Genomic DNA, 19,684 nt, shown 5'->3' on the forward strand with positions numbered 1-19,684 from the left:
AATGATTTTTTGTTTTGATGATCTTAGTACTGTTTGTATTTTTTAAATATAACACAACTATTTACGTCACCAAAACCAAAACTAGCTTTTGCAATTATATTTAATTCCATTTCTATAGCTTGTTGTGGTATTCGTGATTGGTCAATTAAAGCTGTGATTTCAGGGTGTAAATCATTACAATTAGTATTCGGAAAAATAAATCCGTGATATAATTGTAATATTGAGGCTACACTTTCGATACTGCCGGCACCTGACAAACAGTGGCCTACCATTGATTTCAAGGAGTTTATGTACGGGAAATCTTTTCCTTTTCTGGCTAAAGCTTCACACCAATTTTGAATTTCGAGGCTGTCTTTTGAAGTGGCTGTTAAATGTCCGTTGATCGCATCTATATCCTTTGCTGTGATTTCGGCATTAGTAATGGCACTCATTATACATTTTTGTACAGCAACAGGATTTGGTGCGGTCATTGTACCAAGTCCTCGCTGACCACCTGAATTAACATGGCCACCTAAAACTTCGGCATAAATAGTTGCACCTCTTTCAAGTGCTGTTTCTAAATCCTCCAAAACTAAAGCTCCTGCTCCACTACCAGGGACAAATCCTGAAGCACTTTCTGACATTGGCCTTGAGCTGTGTTCTGGGTCTTGATTGTACTTAAAAGTACACACTTTCATGGCGTCAAAACCACCCCAAATGTAAGGGCCAGAATCACTAGTGCTTCCTGCTAGTATACGTTTGGCTTGACCTGATTTTATGCGGTCATAGGCCATTAAAATGCTTTCTGTACCCGTTGTGCAGGCCGAGGAATTTGTAGTGACTTGATTACCTAAACCTAACTTACCTCCTAAATATGCGCTAACACCACTATTCATAGTTTGCGCTACGGCAGTACTACCCAATCTTCTGGTTTGAAAATCATCAATTTTATAAATGCTTTCACGAAATTTATCAATTCCAGAGGTTCCTGTCCCAAAAATAGTTCCGCTATCCCAATCTGGATTTTCATTGATAGCTAAAGATAATCCCGCATCTTTCCATGCATCAATACCCGCTATTACACCATACAAAATTCCAGTTGAATTGAAATTTCTTAACTCTAGTTCTGATAAATAGCGCAATGCTAATTCTGTTGAAACTTCAGGTTTCCCAGCTATTTGACATGAAAACTGCAATCGTTCCAATTCTTGATCATGTTTAATTCCTGAAATTCCGTTTTTAATGGCATGTGTAAACGCATCAAGTCCAACTCCATTTGGAGCAACAACGCCTAGACCCGTAATAACAACTCTTTTTTTCATTTATTTAGAAATTATCATTCCTGCAATTGTTCCTGTGCAAACCTCTTCTTCTTTTTCATTTTTCATGATGACTTTGCATTTTAATTTTCCGAATCTAAAGTACATTTTTTCTGAAATTACGGTTACTTTTTCTTTAGGGAAAACAGGTTTTAAAAATTCAATATCTGTTGATGTTAAAGCAATTGCAATATTTCTATTTAAGTTTTCATTTAATAAAAATATACCTAAACATACTAGACCAATTTGAGCCATCACCTCTGTCAAGATTACTCCTGGTGTGACTGGATTGTCTTTAAAATGTCCGTTATAAAAGTCAAGATTTTCATCAAAAGTATAGGTTCCTTCTACTCCATTTTCATCAATTGAAATGATTTCATCTACAAAGAGAAACGGTTTAGAATACGGTAATTTACTTAGGATATCTTGGTTTGTCATTGTTTTTAAAAGTGAATTAAAATTGTATCAAAACTCTTTGGGCAGAGAATCCTGGGCCAAAACTCAACATTAAACCCCTCTCCCCTTTTTTAGGCTGATTGTCCATTATTCGTTCTAAAACATATAAAACAGTTGCACTAGACATGTTTCCGTACAATCGTAAAACCTCTTTTGTATCGTCTATATTTTTACCCAAACTGGAAAACAAACTTTCTACCGTTTGTACTATTTTCTTTCCTCCTGGATGAAAAATCAAATGATCGATATCTTCCATTTTTAAATTATTTTTTTCTAAAAAGGGATGAATAATATCAGGAAAATGCGAAGCAATCGTTTCGGGGACTTCAATATCCAAGACCATTTGCAATCCAGAATTCGTTAATTTAAAGCCCATCATGTGGATATTATCATAGAAATGATACATCTCTTCGGCTAGAATTTCAGGTCCGTCATCATCTTCATGTGATGATAAAAGCACACAAGCCGCTCCGTCACCAAAAATGGCTGCACTTACTATATTGGCCATAGAAAAATCATCCAATTGAAAGGTTGCCGTGGGGCTTTCTACTGCAATTACAGCAGCACGTTTTCCGGGATTGGCCTGCAAAAAGTTTTTTGCATAGATAATTCCTGAAATTCCTGCAGCACAACCCATTTCAGTCACTGGAAGTCGGACGATATCTTGGCGTAGTTTTAACTTATTGATTAAATAGGCATCTAGTGACGGAATCATAATTCCAGTGCAACTTACTGTGATGATATAATCTAAATCTTCAGGGTTCCATTGGGCTTTTTTTAAGGCTTTTTCTAAAACTTTTTCGCCTAAATCTATTACTTCACGAACATAAATATCGTTTCTTTCCTCAAATGAAGTTTTGGTAAAGACTTCAATTGGATCCATAATAGAATATCGTTTATCAACTGCAGCTCCTTCAAAAATTTTCTTAACTTTTCTTACAAAACGATCGTCTTGCCCTACAAGCCAAGCATCCAAAAAAGGGATAATTTCATCTGTATTTTTAGAATATTTGGGTACCTGTTTAATAACTGTTTTGATTTTTACACTCATATTTTCGAAATTATCCATTGGTAGCGAAAAGCCCATTTCCAATGAATTTTATAGTTTTTAAAATTTAATTTTTTAGAAAAATGAATCAGTTCTTCTTTTTTAAAACCTCTTAAAATCGAAGTAAATCCATCCTCTCTGGACATATCATTCAATTGAAATACAAAACACAACCCTTGGAATAAGCGGTAAGCAATTGGACTTCGATGTAAATCATTAATTACAATTCCTATCGAGGAATTCGTATGGAAAACTTTTAATAAATCTTCAATTTCATGGTTTTTGAAATGATGTAATGTTAATGTACACAAGACAATATCGTATTTTAATTCCTTAAAAGAATCCTTAAAAATATCTTCACAGCTATAACTGATATTCGTATATTTTTCGGATAATTGTATTGCATGAGAAATTGTAAAATTGTTAGCATCAATGCCTATCAACTTAAAATTTAGTTTATTATTAAGTCCAAAATCAGCTAAAGTTCGAAGCATATCTCCATTGCCACAGCCTACGTCAACAATTACTATTTCTTCTTTTTTAGATAGTTGAATAAGTTCTTGTACTCCTCTTAAGGTCAACTGATTTCCACCTAATAACTGATTGATTTTTGCTATTTTGTCTAAAGCATCTCGTAAAATTTCGCCCTCTAAGGCAAAATCGTCCATTATTTCTGGTTTATCAGTTCTGTACTTAGTATTTATTGCCATTTAAGATTGTAAAAGGATTGGTTTTCCGTGTGTTTTTTTAATAATTTTAGGTAATAAAAAAGGAAATATACTTAATAAACGCATTAATACCCCTGAAAGTTTTTGCTTTTGCAAAATATTTGATAAAAACCGACCCATTTTAAGTCGTTCTTTAAAGTTAAAATTCCATTCCTGTATGTATTTTTCTTCTAATTCTTCTCGAGATTTGATTTCATTGCTGTAGTATTCATGAATTAACTCCGAAACAATTTTACCACTATGAATTGCCATTGCCATTCCGTTGCCACATAAAGGATGAATAAGTCCTGCAGTATCTCCAATCATTAAAATATGATTCTCAACAGCTTGTTTTTTTTCGAATGATACTTGGCTTATTGTTAAAGGTTTTTCAAAAAGCATTTTTGTTTTTTTGAAAATTTCGTTCAAATGAGGGTTTTGCTTTAGAACATGACTTTGAAACTCTTCAATATTTTTATATTTTTTAAATGTATCATAATCTGCAAGATAACAAATATTAATACTATCGTTTTCCACTTTAGAGACGCCACAATATCCACCTTTGAAATTATAAAGTCCTACTAAATCATTAGGAAAATCTCCCATGTAATGAGCCTTAACTGCAAGCCAATGAGACTTTTTAGTGATGAAATCCCGGTTCATTTTTTGGTCAATATTCGAACGTTTGCCAAAAGCACCAATAACAATTTCAGATTTTAAAATACTATTTTTTGCTGTTCTAACATTAAATTCATTGTTTGAATAGATAATTTCCTCTACAGTATCTTGTAAAAAGATACAGCCATTTTTGATTGCTATTTGATACAAATAATGATCCAAAGCAAAACGACTAATACCAAAACCTCCAAGCGGGAGATTACTTTTAATAGTTTTTCCACTTGATGTTGAAAATTCAAGAATAGTAATATGTGTAGGATTTAAATGAGATAGGTCAAGACCAAGCCAGTTGAAATAAGGTAAAACTTCATTAGAAATATATTCTCCACAAACTTTATGTTTCGGAAAACTATTTTTTTCAATAACCGTTACTTGAAGTCCAATTTTAGACAAGTGAATTGCAGCAGTCAAACCTGCTAAACCACCACCAACAATAAGTACTTCTTTTTCTTTCATGTGGAAGTAAATTTATGAATAAGTTTATTACCATTTGCTATATAAAACTTAAAAAAAGTTACATAATTATGGTCTAAAAAAATATAGAAACAAAAAAAAAGCCGCTTTAAAATAAAACGGCTCTTCATGTAATTAAACTTTTCCTTCTTTAATTTCCTCAACAATTTCAGGATTTAATAAGGTTGTAATGTCACCAAAGTTAGAATAATCTCCTTCGGCAATTTTTCTTAAAATTCGCCTCATAATTTTTCCGGAACGCGTTTTTGGCAAACCAGAAACAAATTGAATTTTATCCAACTTAGCAATAGGTCCAATATGATCCGAAATATGTTGGTTGATTTCTTTAGTTAAGTTTTCCTTATTACGGGTTTCACCTGTTTCCTTTAGGATAACAAAACCATATAAAGCATTCCCTTTAATATCATGAGGAAAACCCACAATAGCTGATTCAGCAACAGCTGGGTGTTCATTGATAGCATCTTCAATAGGAGCTGTTCCTAAATTATGACCCGAAACAATAACTACATCATCTACTCGACCTGTAATTCGGTAGTAACCTACTTCATCTCGTAAAGCACCATCACCTGTAAAAAATTTACCTGGAAAAGCTGAAAAATAAGTATCCTTATAACGTTGATGGTCACCCCAAATAGTTCTGGCAATTCCTGGCCAAGGAAATTTGATACACAAACTACCTACTACTTGATTTCCTTCAATTTCATTGCGCTTATCATCCATCAAAACAGCTTGCACTCCCGGAAGTGGCAAGGTTGCATAAGTAGGTTTTGTAGGAGTAACAAAAGCTATTGGAGCAATCATAATTCCTCCCGTTTCTGTTTGCCACCAAGTATCTACAACTGGGCATCTTTTGTCCCCAACATGGTCATTGTACCAGTGCCAAGCTTCTTCATTAATAGGTTCTCCTACAGATCCGATTACTTTTAAAGATTTTAATGGATATTTTTGTACAAATTCTATGTTTTCTTTCGCCAAAGAACGAATGGCAGTTGGCGCGGTATAAAATTGAGTGATTTTATGTTTTTCGATTACCTCCCAAAAACGACTAAAGTCAGGATAAGACGGAACACCTTCAAATATCACTGTAGTTGCACCATTTAAAAGTGGTCCATAAAGAATGTACGAGTGACCGGTGATCCATCCGATATCAGCTGTACACCAGAACACATCACTTTCTTCATAGTTAAAAACATTTTTAAATGTATAGGCTGTATACACCATGTAACCCGCTGTGGTATGCACCATTCCTTTTGGTTTTCCAGTAGAACCAGAAGTGTATAAAATGAATAAAGGATCTTCAGCATCCATTATTTCGGCAACATTATTATCCGAAGCTTCATCTAAAAGAGGTTGTAACCATTGGTCACGACCCTCTTGCATTTTAATTTCAGTATGTATTCTTTTGGCAACTAAAACTTTTTCGACAGATGAACATTTTTCTAATGCTTCATCAATAATACTTTTCAGATCTATTGTTTTGTTTCCTCTAAAACCACCATCGGCAGTAATCACCATTTTGCAAGAGCTATCATTAATGCGACTAGCTACTGCTGATGCCGAAAAACCAGCAAAAACTACGGAGTGAATAGCACCAATACGGGCACAAGCAAGAACTGAAACAGCTAACTCAGGAATCATAGGTAAATAAATGCAAACTCTATCTCCTTTTTTAATTCCCTGTTCACGTAACACATTTGCCATTTTACAAACACGTTGGTGTAACTCATTATAATTGATATGTACTGCCTCTTCGTTTGGATTATTTGGTTCAAATATAATAGCGGTTTTTTCGCCTCTTTTTGCCAAATGTCTATCAATGCAATTTTTGACAATATTCACTTTGGCTTCCGTAAACCATTTGATGTCGGCTTCGGCCATATTAAATTCAACAACCTTGTCCCACTGCTGGTACCAAGTGAAATTTTCCTCTGCTATTTTTCCCCAAAATTTTCTAGGTTCACGAACTGATTTATTATAATGTTTAAAATATTGTTCTAGATTATCAATTTTGTAGTAACTCATAGTGTAATTTTTTATAAAAGTATTAAATCTATTGCTATTCTTAAAACAATTTACAGTATAAATACCTGCAAAAAAATACATTTTAAAAAACAAATTAGCCATTTAAATGACAATTTGTTTAATTATTGCTTTTTTTTCGTAAATACTTAAAACACGCAAAGGCGAGCTAGAACTACATCTATCTCACCTTTGTGTCAACAAAATTTGAAAAACAAATAAAATTATTTAGTAAATAAGGTAATATCAAACGAAAATTAACCACAACTATCGTTATTAATCAAAACCAACTATCTAAATTTTCTTTTGAATGAGTGTTTTACTATTTAAGTATTACAAAATAACAAAGTATTTATAGAGATTGATTCACCTAACTCCAAAGAATTTTAGAGTTAAGCGAATCTAAATGCATCTATATCTTCGGTTATTTAACACTTTTTAACTAACTCAAAATATTATGAAATCAAATGATATAGTGCCAATCTCGCCACATCCTCATATGTGGTAAATTGTGAATAGTTTATCCTATTTTTTTCATCGCTGTCATTGAAGCACGCAACCACTCACCCACTTCTTCAATAGGATGTTGTCTTATGGTTTTGTTTACCGCAATCAAAACACTATTGTCCACACCGTTTGAGGTTGAAAATGGTTTTCCAATTACATTTGTTTTTACCGTTTTCATAAAATCAACCAACAAGGGTTTGCAAGCATGATCAAATAAGTAACAACCGTATTCAGCAGTATCCGAAATAATGCGATTCATTTCGTATAATTTTTTTCGAGCGACAGTATTGGCAATCAAAGGCAATTCATGTAATGATTCATAATATGCCGATTCTTCTATAATTCCAGATTGAGTCATGGTTTCAAAAGCTAGTTCAACTCCCGCTTTTACCATTGCTATTAATAAAACTCCATGGTCAAAATATTCTTGCTCTGTAATATGAGCTGCAGTTGGAGCAGTTTTCTCAAAATTAGTTTGAGCTGTTGCTCCTCTCCAAGTTAGTAAATTGATATCATCGTTAGCCCAATCAATCATCATGTTTTTTGAAAACTCGCCCGAAATAATATCATCCATATGTTTTTGAAACAACGGACGCATAATTTCTTTTAATTCATCCGCCAAACGAAAAGCTTCAATTTTAGCAGGATTCGAAAGGCGATCCATCATGTTCGTAATTCCACCGTGTTTTAAAGCTTCGGTAATGGTTTCCCAACCGTATTGAATCAATTTTGATGCATATGCTGGCTCAATTCCTTCTTCGACCATTTTATCAAAACACAAAATTGATCCAGTTTGCAACATGCCACACAAGATGGTTTGTTCTCCCATTAAATCTGATTTTACTTCGGCAACAAAAGACGAGTTTAGCACACCTGCTTTATGTCCACCAGTGGCTACTGCATAGGCTTTTGCTTGGGCAAAACCAATGCCATTAGGGTCGTTTTCAGGATGAACTGCAATTAGAGTTGGAACTCCAAAACCACGTTTATACTCTTCACGCACCTCTGATCCTGGGCATTTTGGAGCACACATAATTACTGTCAAGTCAGGGCGAATTTGCATTCCTTCTTCTACAATATTAAAGCCATGTGAATATGCCAAAGTAGCTCCTTTTTTCATTAAAGGCATAATGGCTGTTACTACAGCAGTATGTTGTTTATCTGGGGTAAGATTGCAAACTAAATCAGCAGTTGGAATTAATTCTTCGTAGGTTCCAACAGTAAATCCGTGATCGAACGCATTGGTAAAAGAAGCTCTTTTTTCTACAATTGCTTCCGCTCTTAGAGCATACGATATGTCTAAACCTGAGTCTCTCATGTTCAATCCTTGGTTTAACCCTTGGGCTCCACATCCCACAATTACAACCTTTTTACCAGCCAATGCACTAATGCCTTCTGAAAATTCAGCTTGGTTCATAAATTCGCAAACGCCTAATTGCTCTAATTGTAATCGAAGTGGTAATGAGTTGAAATAATTTGCCATTTTGTAATTTTTAAGGAAAGTATAATTTAGTTTTTTAGTTTATTTTTAATTTATTGCTACAGTTGCTCGAGCAAAGAAGAAATTTGCATTTTTTCTTTAGAGACTGAAATTCGGCCTGAACGAACAAATTGCATAATTCCAAAAGGTTGCAACTTTTCGTATAAATCTTGAATTTCAGCACGCTGTCCCGATTTTGAAATCACAAAGAAATCTCTTGCTACAGTAACAATTTCAGAGTGGCTTTCTTTGATGATGTTTTGAATTTGTTTTTCGTCAAACAACAAGCTTGATTCTATTTTAAAAAGTGCATTTTCTAGAAAAATAGTTTCTTCGTCAACGTGATAGAAAGCCTTAATCACTTCGATCTGCTTTTCGATTTGTCCTACGATATTTTGCACCCATTTTTCTGTGGTATTCACCACAATTATAAATCGAGAAACGTTTTCAATTTCTGATTCGGACACGTTCAAACTTAAAATATTGATGTGGCGTTTTAAGAATATGCCTGATATTCTATTCAATAAACCCACGTTGTTCTCTGAATATACTGAGATGGTAAATGTTTTATTTTCCATTTTTTTATGTTTAAAGTTTTATGTTTAAGGTATAAAAGTTGAATAAAATTCTTTTGAAATTCCAAAACTTTACAGCTTAAACTTTAAACTATTTTTAGGACAAACGAATGTCCGATACCGATGCTCCTGTTGGGATCATTGGGAATACATTATTTTCTTTTTCGACCATCACTTCTAAGAAATAGGAATCAGGTGATGCTAACATTTCTGCAACTGCGCTATCTAAATCTTCCCTTTTTATTACTTTTTTAGCTTTGATGTAATAGCCTTCCGCAATAGCTATAAAATTAGGATTGATCATTTCGGTAGAAGCGTATCTTTTGTCAAAAAATAATTGTTGCCACTGACGTACCATTCCTAAAAACTCATTATTTAAGACTACAATTTTAACTGGAACTTTAGTTTGGAAAATGGTTCCTAATTCTTGAATGGTCATTTGAAAACCACCATCTCCAATAATTGCTACTACTTCACGATTTGGCATACCCATTTTGGCTCCAATTGCTGCGGGCAATGCAAATCCCATAGTTCCTAAACCACCTGACGTGACATTGCTTTTCGTTAAATTGAATTTCCCGTAGCGGCAAGCAAACATCTGGTGTTGCCCCACATCCGATACTAAGATAGCATCTCCTTTAGAGTGTTTGTTAATCATTTCGATAGTTTCACCCATTGAAATTCCCTCTTTTTTGGGTTCTAACTCCTCATTTATAACAGCTTCTAATTCAACTTCATATTTGGCTTTAAATTCATTGTGCCAAGATTCATGTGTGCTGTTTTCAATAAGCGGTTGTAAGGCTGTTAAAGATTCTTTCAAATCTGCTAAAACGGCTACATCTGTTTTTACGTTTTTATCAATTTCGGCTGGATCAATTTCAAAATGAATTATTTTAGCTTGTTTGGCATATGTGGCAAGGTTTCCAGTTACGCGGTCATCAAAACGCATTCCGAGTGCAATCAATACATCGCATTCATTTGTGAGTACATTTGGTCCGTAGTTGCCGTGCATTCCCACCATCCCTACATTAAGTGGATGGGAAGTAGGTAAAGCTGAAAGTCCTAAAATAGTCCATGCTGCGGGAATACCTGATTTTTCTATAAGTTCTTTTAATTCGGCTTCGGCTTGACTCAAAATAACACCTTGACCCCAAATAATAAAAGGTTTTTTAGCATTATTAATTAAAGTTGCAGCCTCTTGAACCTTATTAGCATTAAGGATCGGTTTAGGATGATAACTTCGAATACTGGTACATTTTTTGTAACTGAATTCCATTTCATCAAACTGCGCATTTTTTGTAATATCAATTAAAACTGGCCCTGGACGACCTGATCTGGCGATATAAAATGCTTTTGCAATAATTTCTGGGATTTCAGAAGCCTCTGTAATTTGGTAATTCCATTTGGTAACCGGAGTCGAAATTCCGATGATATCGGTTTCTTGAAAAGCATCAGAACCCAATAAATGTTTACCAACTTGACCTGTGATGCAAACCATTGGTGTGGAATCAATTTGAGCATCAGCAATTCCTGTCACTAGATTGGTAGCTCCAGGCCCAGAAGTTGCTATTGCTACTCCTACTTTACCGGTTGCACGAGCATATCCTTGTGCGGCGTGTGTAGCTCCTTGCTCATGACGTACTAATACGTGATGTAATTCGTCTTTAAATTTGTAAAGTTCATCATAGACTGGCATAATGGCTCCACCCGGATAGCCGTAAATGATATCCACTCCTTCTTCTAACAAACATTTGATAACGGCTTCTGCACCGGATATTTTATTATTTTCCATTTTTATTTTTATTTAGCCGCTGCCTCTTATAAATTTCCCTCGCAACAGCAATTACAATATCAATTTCAAAATTTGTGGTGATAACAATCAATTTTTTTTTTTGATAGTGATATTGCCATTTGAAATCCCTATTGGTTTTTATTTATCTGTTACGCAGCCTGTAGAAGCGCTCGAAACTGATCGTATGTATTTAAGTAACACTCCTTTTTTTATTTGCGTTTCTGGTTGTACCCATTTAGACTTTCGACTTGCAAATTCATCATCCGAAATTTTAAGATCGATGGTGTTTTTTATGGCATCAATCGTTATGATATCGCCATTTTGAACTAATGCGATACCACCACCATCATAAGCCTCTGGAGTAACATGCCCAACTACAAATCCATGTGAACCACCAGAAAATCTACCATCAGTAATCAAAGCGACACTTTTTCCTAAACCAGCACCCATAATAGCAGAGGTTGGTTTTAGCATTTCAGGCATTCCTGGCCCACCTTTAGGTCCACAATACCTAATGACGACTACATTTCCAGGTTTAACCTCGCCGTTTCGGACTCCTTTTATAACATCATGTTCATTTTCGTACACAATGGCATCTCCTTCAAAATACTCGCCTTCGTTACCGCTTATTTTGGCCACACAGCCTTCAGATGCCAAATTGCCGTATAAAATTTGAATATTTCCAGTACTCTTTAATGCTTTTTGAATTTCATGAATTACATCTTGACCATCATTTAAGTCAGGTACAGAGGCTAAGTTTTCGGCTAAAGTTTTACCCGTAACCGTCAAACAATGTCCGTGTAAAAGACCTTCTTTCAATAAATATTTCATAACAGCAGGAACTCCGCCCACGGCATGAAGATCCTCCATCAGGTATTTTCCGCTAGGTTTTAGGTCGGCTAACAAAGGAGTTTTATCACTAATTCTTTGAAAATCATCCAAAGTTATTTCAATATCAACCGAGTGCGCCATTGCGATTAAGTGCATGACAGCATTGGTTGATCCTCCTAAAACTGCTACCATCGTAATGGCATTCTCAAAGGCCGCGCGCGTCATGATATCTTTAGGTTTGATATCTTTTTCTAACAGAATTTTAATGGCTTTTCCCGCATCAAGGCATTCTTGTTTTTTTTCGGGGCTTAACGCTGGATTCGACGAGCTGTAGGGTAAACTCATTCCCAAAGCTTCGATGGCTGAGGACATGGTATTTGCTGTGTACATTCCGCCACAAGCACCCGCACCAGGACAAGAGTTTTGAATTACACCTTTGAAATCTTCGGGTGAAATCGTATTGTTAAACTTTTTTCCAAGGGCTTCAAAAGCCGATACAATGTTTAGCGATTCTCCTTTCCATTTTCCAGAATGAATGCTGCCACCGTAAACCATGATCGAAGGACGATTGAGTCGACCCATTGCCATAACAGAACCTGGCATGTTTTTATCACAGCCTGGAATTGCAATTACTGCATCGTACCATTGTGCGCCAACAACTGTTTCGATAGAATCAGCAATAACATCTCGTGATACCAGTGAAAATCGCATTCCGTCTGTACCGTTTGACATTCCGTCACTTACACCGATCGTATTAAAAATTAATCCTACTAAATCTTCTTGCCAAACTCCTGTTTTGATGTCTTTGGCTAAATCATTTAGATGCATGTTACAGGGATTTCCCTCATATCCCATGCTTACTATGCCTACTTGAGCTTTATTCAAATCAGCTTCGGTTAAACCAATACCATACAACATGGCTTGCGCTGCAGGTTGTGTTTCGTCTTGAGTAATCGTTTTGCTGTATTTATTTAATTCCATTATATGATTGTTTCTGTATTTTAAATTTATTCCAAAAAAAAACCTCCCAAAATAATTGGGAGGTTTTAAATATTTTTTCAATTATATTTATAACATTCCCTCTGCACATGTGATAATCACATTGACATTAATTACAGAAGTTATAATAATTGAAATTCTCATGTTTTCTTTTTATAAGCAGCAAAACTATAAAAACTAATGCTACTAAAAAAACAAAATCTCAATATTTTAAATAATTCTTGTAATTAATCTTATTACTTTAACAAAACATCCTATACAATAGTCGATTGTCCTATGTAGACATTGTCGCTTTTAAAATACAAGTCGTCTTTGCTTAAAATATAGTTGGCAATAAAATCTCCAACTTCATTGGTCCCAAATTTCGAGTACGGATTCAAATCAGAGGTGACTACATTCAATTCAATTGCTTTTTGCACAGCTTCGTATACTTTTAAAGATTCAGCATGGAGACCAAAATGTTCCAAGAGCATAGCTATAGAGAGTATAGAAGCTATAGGATTGGCGATGTTTTTATTTTTTCCTTCTGGAAAAGAACCATGAATAGGTTCAAAAAGCGCCGATGACCTTCCTAATGACGCCGATGGCAACAATCCAATTGTACCCGTAATAACACTAGCTTCGTCTGATAAAATATCTCCAAATAAATTTTCTGTTAGAATGACATCAAATTGTTTTGGATTGATTATAATTTGCATTGCTGCAGCATCCGCTAGTAAAAATTCTAGCACTACATCAGGATAATTTTCTGAAATTTCAGTTACTACCTTGCGCCACAAACGCGAGGTTTCTAAAATATTTGCCTTGTCAACTAAGGTTAATTTTTTATTTCTTTTTTGAGCAGTTCGAAAAGCTAAATGACTGATGCGAATAATTTCTTCTTCAGAATATTCACAAAGATCAGAGGCAAACGTGCCCGTTTCGTTGCTTTTTTTCTCACTAAAATAAGATCCGCCAGACAATTCCCTAAAAATAATAAAATCAGTATTTTCAATTATTTTTCTTTTCAATGGAGATAAATCAAGTAAGTCAGCATAAGGCTTTATTGGTCTAATGTTTGCATACAATCCGAGGGCTTGACGCAGATTCAATAAACCTTGAATAGGACGTAATTTAGCACTTGAAACAGTATCGTCTACGGCTCCAAATAGCACGGCATCTGTATTTAAACAAAGATTTAAAGTTTGTTCCGGTAAAGGATTTCCCGTCTTTTCTATTGCAATAGACCCAATTAGAGCATCTTCGAAAACAAATTCATGATCAAAAATGACACCAATGGCATACAAAGCTTTCTTGGCTTGTAAAATTACTTCTGGTCCTATTCCATCTCCTGCAAGCGCTGCTATTTTTAAGTTCATAATATTTGATTTTAGTTTAGGGGTTTTATTTAATTTAAAACCAACTCCTTACTCATTTTACAAGCTTCAATTATTTGATGAATGTCTTGATCTACTACTTCTTTTTTTATATCAGCAAATTTCAAGAACTCAATGTAAACCACATCGAGTTGCACTTTAGTCAATTCATAACCTACTTTTTTTGCTCTGTAAGCCAATGCTGCTCTGCCGCTGCGTGCTGTTAAAACAATTGATGATTCATTTACACCCACCTCGAGCGGATCCATGATTTCATAAGTGGCTCGATTTTTTATAACTCCATCTTGATGAATTCCGGAGCTATGGGCAAAAGCATTGGCACCCACTATTGCTTTATTGGGTTGCACGATCATTCCCATACTTTCAGATACTAATCGACTCATTTCATTAAGCTGACGGGTATTAATATTAGTGTCTAAATTCAGGTACGGATGCTGCTTAAATACCATTACCACTTCTTCAAGTGCCGTATTTCCTGCTCGCTCACCTATTCCGTTGATTGTACATTCTATTTGTCTCGCACCGTTTATTGCCCCAGCAATTGAGTTTGCCGTTGCCATTCCTAAATCATTATGACAATGACAAGACAAAATAACGTTATCAATCCCTTTAACATTTTCCTTTAAATATTTTATTTTCGCACCGTATTCCTCTGGCAAACAATACCCAGTTGTGTCTGGTATATTAAGAACTGTAGCTCCTGATTTAATGACCTCCTCGCAGACTCGCGCTAAGAATTCATTATCGGTTCTTCCAGCATCTTCAGCATAAAACTCTACATCTTCTACATAGGATTTTGCGTGGGCTACAGCCGCTTTGGCACGTTGAATAATATCTTCTTTAGTAGTATTTAATTTATGGAAAATATGCGAATCAGAGGTACCAATACCGGTATGAATTCTTGGTTTTTTAGCCAATTTTAAAGCTTGAGCTGCCACATCAATATCGTTTTTTACAGCGCGAGTTAATCCGCAAACTACTGCATTTTTAACGATCTTACTTATTTCTGAAACGGATAAAAAATCACCTGGACTAGAAACAGGGAAACCAGCTTCAATGATGTCTACACCCATTTCATCTAATCTATTTGCAATCACTAATTTTTGGTTGGTATCTAATTTACATCCTGGCACTTGCTCTCCATCACGTAAGGTGGTATCAAAAATTTGAACTTTCTCTCTATTCATTTTCATTTATTTAATGTAATTTGCACAACTTGTAACAAAAATATCTTTCATTAGTGGGATAGAAAACACAATTTCCTGAAATATACTGCTTATAAGGGGTATTTAAACTTTATAAAGTACTGATTAATAAAACATTAAGTCACAATATTCTACAATGGCCAACCATCAAAAAGATTTCTTATTTGTATTAATAAAGTCCCTTTCTAAATCTGAGAAAAGACAATTTAAAATTTTTGCAAGTAGATTAGAGACCAGTTCCAATACAAAATTTATCGAACTCTTTACTATTTTAGATAAATCAGAAGTCTATGATGAAAAACTGATCTTAAAAAGTGGCAGTATCAAAAAAGTACAATTGTCAAACCTTAAATCGTACCTCTACAAGCAAATTTTGGTCAGTATCCGATTGAATATTCCGAGTCAAAATATACGATACCAACTGAGAGAACAAATTGATTTTGCCGCAATTCTCTACAATAAAGGCTTATATAAACAAAGTCTAAAAATCTTAGATAAAACCAAAATTTTGGCCTTAGAGAATGATGAAAAACTAATGGCTTATGAAATTGTAGAATTTGAGAAACTCATTGAATCGCAATACATCACCCGAAGTATTCAAGGACGTGCAGATGAATTAGTGGTACAAGCAAAAGAGCTAAATTATCGCAATACCATTTCCAGTAAATTATCAAACTTATCCTTACAGTTGTACGGAATTATGCTCAAAACGGGTTATGTAAAAACCGATGCAGAGTATACTTATATTGATGATTATTTTAAAAAGCACATCTCCAAATTCGACGAAAAAAAGTTTGGTTTTCGAGAAAAATACTGGTTTTATAATGCCAATTTGTGGCGTAGTTTTTTAGTGCAAGATTTTTTATCATGTTATAAATATGCTTTAAAATGGGTTACCCTTTTTTATGATAATCCCAATATGATTTATTTGAATCCTGTTTTTTTCTTGAAAGGGAATCATTACTTACTGGAATCATTGTACATGTTGAAGTATAAAACCAAGTTCAAAAAATACTTAGATTTATTAGAAGAAACCATCAAAGATTCCCGCTTTCCGGTGAATGACAATATTGCGAGTTTGTCCTTTTTATATGTGTACAACAACAAACTTAATTTGCATATTCTAGAAGGTACTTTTGCAGAAAGTGAATATTTAATTCCAGAAGTAGTCAATAAATTAAAAATACATACGGATCACCTAGACGAGCATCACGAAATGTTATTTTACTATAAGTTTGCTTCTATTTATTTTGGTAACGAAAAATATGCAGAATGCATTGTTTACTTAGAGAAAATTATCAACAACAAAAATCTTAGCATGCGTGAAGATTTGATGTGTTTTGCTCGCCTGCTGTGTTTGATAGCACACTACGAACTAGGGAAGGATTATTATTTAGAAAATCAACTCAAAAATACGTACAAGTTTTTACTCAAAATGAACGACTTGCATGAAGTGCAAAAAGAAATTATCAAATTCTTGAAAAACTTAAACTCTATTTACCCGACAGATATCAAGAAAGAGTTTATCAAAATGCGAACTCGTTTTATTGAGTTAGAGCAAAATACCTATGAAAAACGCGCCTTTTTATATCTTGATATTATTTCATGGTTAGAAAGTAAAATAGAAAACCGCAAGATTAGCGTAATTAGAAAGGAAAAAGCAAAACTAAACAATCGTTAAAAAACTAAAAAGGAGGCTAAAACGTCTCCTTTTCTATTCAATTTCTTTGCGACCGCGCATTATATCTTCAAAACTGGAACATTTCACAAACTCTTGTTCACCATCAATTTGCATGGGCAAGTATACAAATTCAACTTCTGAAAGGTCTTCCTTCAAATAAAAAGCCATATCATCTAATTTATAAAACCATTCTTTGTCAAATTGTACTTTATTTATAGTGGCATCTTTGACTAATAATTTTTCGTTAAGCGGCTTCATGAGTACGTTTTAATTTTTTTTCAAAAATAGAAACATCATTTTGTTGCTACAAATACAAATGAATTATTTTCGAAAAAAATACACAACTATGAAAAGATTGTAATGTAAAAACTAATGGTTACTTTTATTAAAAAAATTATGAACGGATTCTTTAAAACAATACTAGCGGGCTACGGAGCTAAAAAACTAGGTGGAGGATGCTTTGGCACCATTCTAATTTTTATAATTATCTATTGGATTTTAGGTTATTTTTAGAATTAAATTTCTAAAAACAACCTAAAATAACTTCCATACTAATACGCTAATAAAGCATTAAGAGCATTTTCAAACCTGCCTTTGGGTAAATATTGATCCTCTAATGCTTTTGTAAACGGAATTGGTGTGTCTAGACTTGCAACACGCTGAACTGGTGCATCAAGAAATTGGAAACAATTTTCCATAATCATGGCTGATAAATCACTGGCAATTCCGCCAAACATGGAATCTTCCTGATAAATAATAGCTCTACCCGTTTTCTTTACAGAAGCAAAAATAGCGTCGGTATCTAAAGGTTGTAAGGTTCTTAAATCTAGTAAATCTGCTGAAATTTCAGGATTTTTATCCAATGTATCAATTGCCCAATGAACTGCCGCTCCAAAAGCAATAATAGTTACCGAATCACCTTCTTTCAATAGAGCCGCTTTTCCTAATGGTAAGGTGTAATAAGCTGTTGGAACGTCTTGGTAAACGCTTCTGTACAATTGCTTGTGCTCAAAGAACAATACAGGATTTGGATCATTTATAGCCTCATTCAACAAGCCTTTTGCATCATAAGGAAAGGCTGGATAAACTACTTTTAAACCTGGAGTTTTGGTGAACCAAGCTTCATTGGTTTGTGAATGAAATGGTCCTGCTTGAGTTCCACCGCCGCAAGGCATTCTTACCACCACATCGGCTTTTTCTAGCCATCTATAGTGCGATTTGGCCAATAAATTTACTATTGGATTGAATCCTGTAGAAACAAAATCAGCAAACTGCATTTCCACAATCGCTTTGTAACCATTAATAGATAATCCCATTCCCGCTGAAACTACAGCACTTTCGCAAATGGGTGTATTAATCACGCGCTCTTTGCCAAATTGCGCTACAAATCCATCAGTAATTTTAAATGCACCACCATATTCAGCAATATCTTGCCCCATGATTACCGAATTTTCAAAGCGCTCCATAGATTGTTTCAAAGCACTGGAAATTGCATCTATAAAGCGGATGTTTTCTTTTTCCGTTGAAGGTTTAACTTCCTCATATATAAATGGTTTGTACACATCATTTAGCTCTTCAGTTAATGAAGCTTCTATTTCAGGTTCTGCATTGGCTAGAGCCAAACTTTCGTCTATATCTTTCTTAATTTCTAATCGTAGCGCTTCATCAAATTCACTTGTAAGAATCTTGTTCTCTGTCAAAAAGTTTCTGAAGTTTTCTACAGGATCTTTTTCAGCCCACATATCCATTAATTCCTGCGGAACGTATTTTGTTCCACTCGCCTCCTCGTGCCCGCGCATTCGGAAGGTTTTAAATTCCAATAGAACAGGTCTTGGATTATCTTTCATTGAAGCCTTTAATTCAGATAATAAATTAAATACTTCCAATATATTATTTCCGTCAACAATATGATTTTCCATTCCGTAACCAATGCCTTTATCTGCTAAATTTTCACATCTATATTGCTCATTTGTTGGTGTAGAAAGTCCGTATCCATTATTTTCAATTATAAATAAAACAGGTAATTCCCATACCGAAGCAATATTCAAAGCTTCGTGAAAGTCTCCTTCACTTGTTGCTCCTTCACCGGTAAAAACAGCGGTAACTTTACCGTTTTTCTTGAGTTTATTAGCCAAAGCAATTCCATCAGCCACACCCAATTGTGGTCCGAGATGCGAAATCATACCAATAATTTTGTACTGTTGAGTTCCAAAATGAAAACTACGATCGCGACCTTTTGTAAAACCATTGGCTTTGCCTTGCCATTGCGAAAAAAGGCGGTATAACGGAATATCTCTTCCTGTAAATACTCCCAAATTTCTATGCATAGGCAAAATGTATTCATCTGAATCTAAAACTGCGGTAACCCCAACAGAAATTGCCTCTTGACCAATTCCTGAGAACCATTTTGAAACTTTACCTTGACGAATAAGGATTAACATTTTTTCCTCTATCAGTCGGGGTTTTAGTATTCGTTTATATAAATCTAATAATTGATTGTCAGTAAGATTTTTTCTCTCGAAGATCATGGTTGCGGTTTTAATGTATGGTTCAAAGAT

At 34.6% G+C, this 19,684-nt stretch carries 15 protein-coding genes; 1 reads left to right on the forward strand and 14 read right to left on the reverse strand.

The genetic code is table 11. The annotated features are described in order from the left end of the window. Positions 1 to 23 precede the first annotated feature (23 nt). The 12 genes from FJV36_RS10485 to FJV36_RS10540 form a co-directional block, all read right to left on the reverse strand. Positions 24 to 1,301 carry a beta-ketoacyl synthase gene (locus tag FJV36_RS10485; protein ID WP_158729716.1) on the reverse strand — a complete coding sequence of 426 codons (1,278 nt, stop codon included), beginning with the start codon at positions 1,299 to 1,301 and terminating at the stop codon, positions 24 to 26. Continuing rightward, positions 1,302 to 1,736: a 3-hydroxyacyl-ACP dehydratase FabZ family protein gene (locus FJV36_RS10490; protein ID WP_158729715.1), complete on the reverse strand. Its 435-nt coding sequence runs from the start codon at positions 1,734 to 1,736 to the stop codon at positions 1,302 to 1,304. 16 nt (positions 1,737 to 1,752) lie between these two features. After that, complete coding sequence (locus FJV36_RS10495) at positions 1,753 to 2,805, reverse strand: type III polyketide synthase (protein WP_158729714.1); 1,053 nt, start codon at positions 2,803 to 2,805, stop codon at positions 1,753 to 1,755. Continuing rightward, positions 2,802 to 3,512: a methyltransferase domain-containing protein gene (locus FJV36_RS10500; RefSeq protein ID WP_158729713.1), complete on the reverse strand. Its 711-nt coding sequence runs from the start codon at positions 3,510 to 3,512 to the stop codon at positions 2,802 to 2,804. Before FJV36_RS10500 ends, FJV36_RS10495 begins: the two co-directional genes overlap by 4 nt. Continuing rightward, on the reverse strand, positions 3,513 to 4,643 hold the full coding sequence (locus tag FJV36_RS10505; RefSeq protein WP_158729712.1) for an NAD(P)/FAD-dependent oxidoreductase: 1,131 nt from the start codon (positions 4,641 to 4,643) through the stop codon (positions 3,513 to 3,515). 132 nt (positions 4,644 to 4,775) lie between these two features. Further along, positions 4,776 to 6,683, reverse strand: a complete 1,908-nt coding sequence (acs, locus tag FJV36_RS10510) for an acetate--CoA ligase (RefSeq protein ID WP_158729711.1) — start codon at positions 6,681 to 6,683, stop codon at positions 4,776 to 4,778. 517 nt (positions 6,684 to 7,200) lie between these two features. After that, positions 7,201 to 8,670, reverse strand: coding sequence for a ketol-acid reductoisomerase (ilvC, locus tag FJV36_RS10515; RefSeq protein WP_158729710.1), 1,470 nt, complete (start codon positions 8,668 to 8,670; stop codon positions 7,201 to 7,203). A gap of 56 nt (positions 8,671 to 8,726) precedes the next feature. After that, entirely contained in the window at positions 8,727 to 9,245 is a 519-nt protein-coding gene (gene ilvN, locus FJV36_RS10520) for an acetolactate synthase small subunit (protein WP_158729709.1), read from the reverse strand. Between the two features lie 94 nt (positions 9,246 to 9,339). After that, entirely contained in the window at positions 9,340 to 11,034 is a 1,695-nt protein-coding gene (gene ilvB / locus FJV36_RS10525; protein ID WP_158729708.1) for a biosynthetic-type acetolactate synthase large subunit, read from the reverse strand. Between the two features lie 138 nt (positions 11,035 to 11,172). Beyond that, positions 11,173 to 12,846: a dihydroxy-acid dehydratase gene (ilvD, locus tag FJV36_RS10530; RefSeq protein WP_158729707.1), complete on the reverse strand. Its 1,674-nt coding sequence runs from the start codon at positions 12,844 to 12,846 to the stop codon at positions 11,173 to 11,175. A gap of 272 nt (positions 12,847 to 13,118) precedes the next feature. Further along, entirely contained in the window at positions 13,119 to 14,222 is a 1,104-nt protein-coding gene (leuB, locus tag FJV36_RS10535) for a 3-isopropylmalate dehydrogenase (RefSeq protein ID WP_158729706.1), read from the reverse strand. A 29-nt stretch (positions 14,223 to 14,251) separates the two neighbouring features. Then, positions 14,252 to 15,427 (reverse strand): 2-isopropylmalate synthase, encoded by a 1,176-nt coding sequence (locus FJV36_RS10540; protein WP_158729705.1) that lies wholly within the window; start codon positions 15,425 to 15,427, stop codon positions 14,252 to 14,254. Between the two features lie 154 nt (positions 15,428 to 15,581). Between FJV36_RS10540 and FJV36_RS10545 the strand changes: the two genes are divergently transcribed. Next, positions 15,582 to 17,126: a hypothetical protein gene (locus FJV36_RS10545; protein ID WP_158729704.1), complete on the forward strand. Its 1,545-nt coding sequence runs from the start codon at positions 15,582 to 15,584 to the stop codon at positions 17,124 to 17,126. A 33-nt stretch (positions 17,127 to 17,159) separates the two neighbouring features. Here FJV36_RS10545 and FJV36_RS10550 read toward each other — a convergent pair whose 3' ends face one another. Both FJV36_RS10550 and FJV36_RS10555 read right to left on the reverse strand, forming a co-directional pair. Next, positions 17,160 to 17,384, reverse strand: a complete 225-nt coding sequence (locus tag FJV36_RS10550; protein WP_158729703.1) for a hypothetical protein — start codon at positions 17,382 to 17,384, stop codon at positions 17,160 to 17,162. Positions 17,385 to 17,677: 293 nt separating this feature from the next. Then, positions 17,678 to 19,654, reverse strand: a complete 1,977-nt coding sequence (locus FJV36_RS10555; protein ID WP_158729702.1) for a thiamine pyrophosphate-dependent enzyme — start codon at positions 19,652 to 19,654, stop codon at positions 17,678 to 17,680. Positions 19,655 to 19,684 lie beyond the last annotated feature (30 nt).

Source organism: Flavobacterium sp. I-STPP5a (assembly GCF_009764685.1).
GTDB lineage: Bacteria > Bacteroidota > Bacteroidia > Flavobacteriales > Flavobacteriaceae > Flavobacterium.

Excerpts from the sequence above, each read along its gene's own strand:
- FJV36_RS10555 (WP_158729702.1), bottom strand. The coding sequence starts at position 19,654 with ATGATCTTCGAGAGAAAAAATCTTACTGACAATCAATTATTAGATTTA.
- FJV36_RS10495 (WP_158729714.1), bottom strand. The coding sequence starts at position 2,805 with ATGAGTGTAAAAATCAAAACAGTTATTAAACAGGTACCCAAATATTCT.
- acs (WP_158729711.1), bottom strand. The coding sequence starts at position 6,683 with ATGAGTTACTACAAAATTGATAATCTAGAACAATATTTTAAACATTAT.
- FJV36_RS10490 (WP_158729715.1), bottom strand. The coding sequence starts at position 1,736 with ATGACAAACCAAGATATCCTAAGTAAATTACCGTATTCTAAACCGTTT.
- leuB (WP_158729706.1), bottom strand. The coding sequence starts at position 14,222 with ATGAACTTAAAAATAGCAGCGCTTGCAGGAGATGGAATAGGACCAGAA.
- FJV36_RS10500 (WP_158729713.1), bottom strand. The coding sequence starts at position 3,512 with ATGGCAATAAATACTAAGTACAGAACTGATAAACCAGAAATAATGGAC.
- ilvN (WP_158729709.1), bottom strand. The coding sequence starts at position 9,245 with ATGGAAAATAAAACATTTACCATCTCAGTATATTCAGAGAACAACGTG.
- ilvC (WP_158729710.1), bottom strand. The coding sequence starts at position 8,670 with ATGGCAAATTATTTCAACTCATTACCACTTCGATTACAATTAGAGCAA.
- FJV36_RS10540 (WP_158729705.1), bottom strand. The coding sequence starts at position 15,427 with ATGAATAGAGAGAAAGTTCAAATTTTTGATACCACCTTACGTGATGGA.
- FJV36_RS10545 (WP_158729704.1), top strand. The coding sequence starts at position 15,582 with ATGGCCAACCATCAAAAAGATTTCTTATTTGTATTAATAAAGTCCCTT.
- ilvB (WP_158729708.1), bottom strand. The coding sequence starts at position 11,034 with ATGGAAAATAATAAAATATCCGGTGCAGAAGCCGTTATCAAATGTTTG.
- FJV36_RS10550 (WP_158729703.1), bottom strand. The coding sequence starts at position 17,384 with ATGAAGCCGCTTAACGAAAAATTATTAGTCAAAGATGCCACTATAAAT.
- ilvD (WP_158729707.1), bottom strand. The coding sequence starts at position 12,846 with ATGGAATTAAATAAATACAGCAAAACGATTACTCAAGACGAAACACAA.
- FJV36_RS10505 (WP_158729712.1), bottom strand. The coding sequence starts at position 4,643 with ATGAAAGAAAAAGAAGTACTTATTGTTGGTGGTGGTTTAGCAGGTTTG.
- FJV36_RS10485 (WP_158729716.1), bottom strand. The coding sequence starts at position 1,301 with ATGAAAAAAAGAGTTGTTATTACGGGTCTAGGCGTTGTTGCTCCAAAT.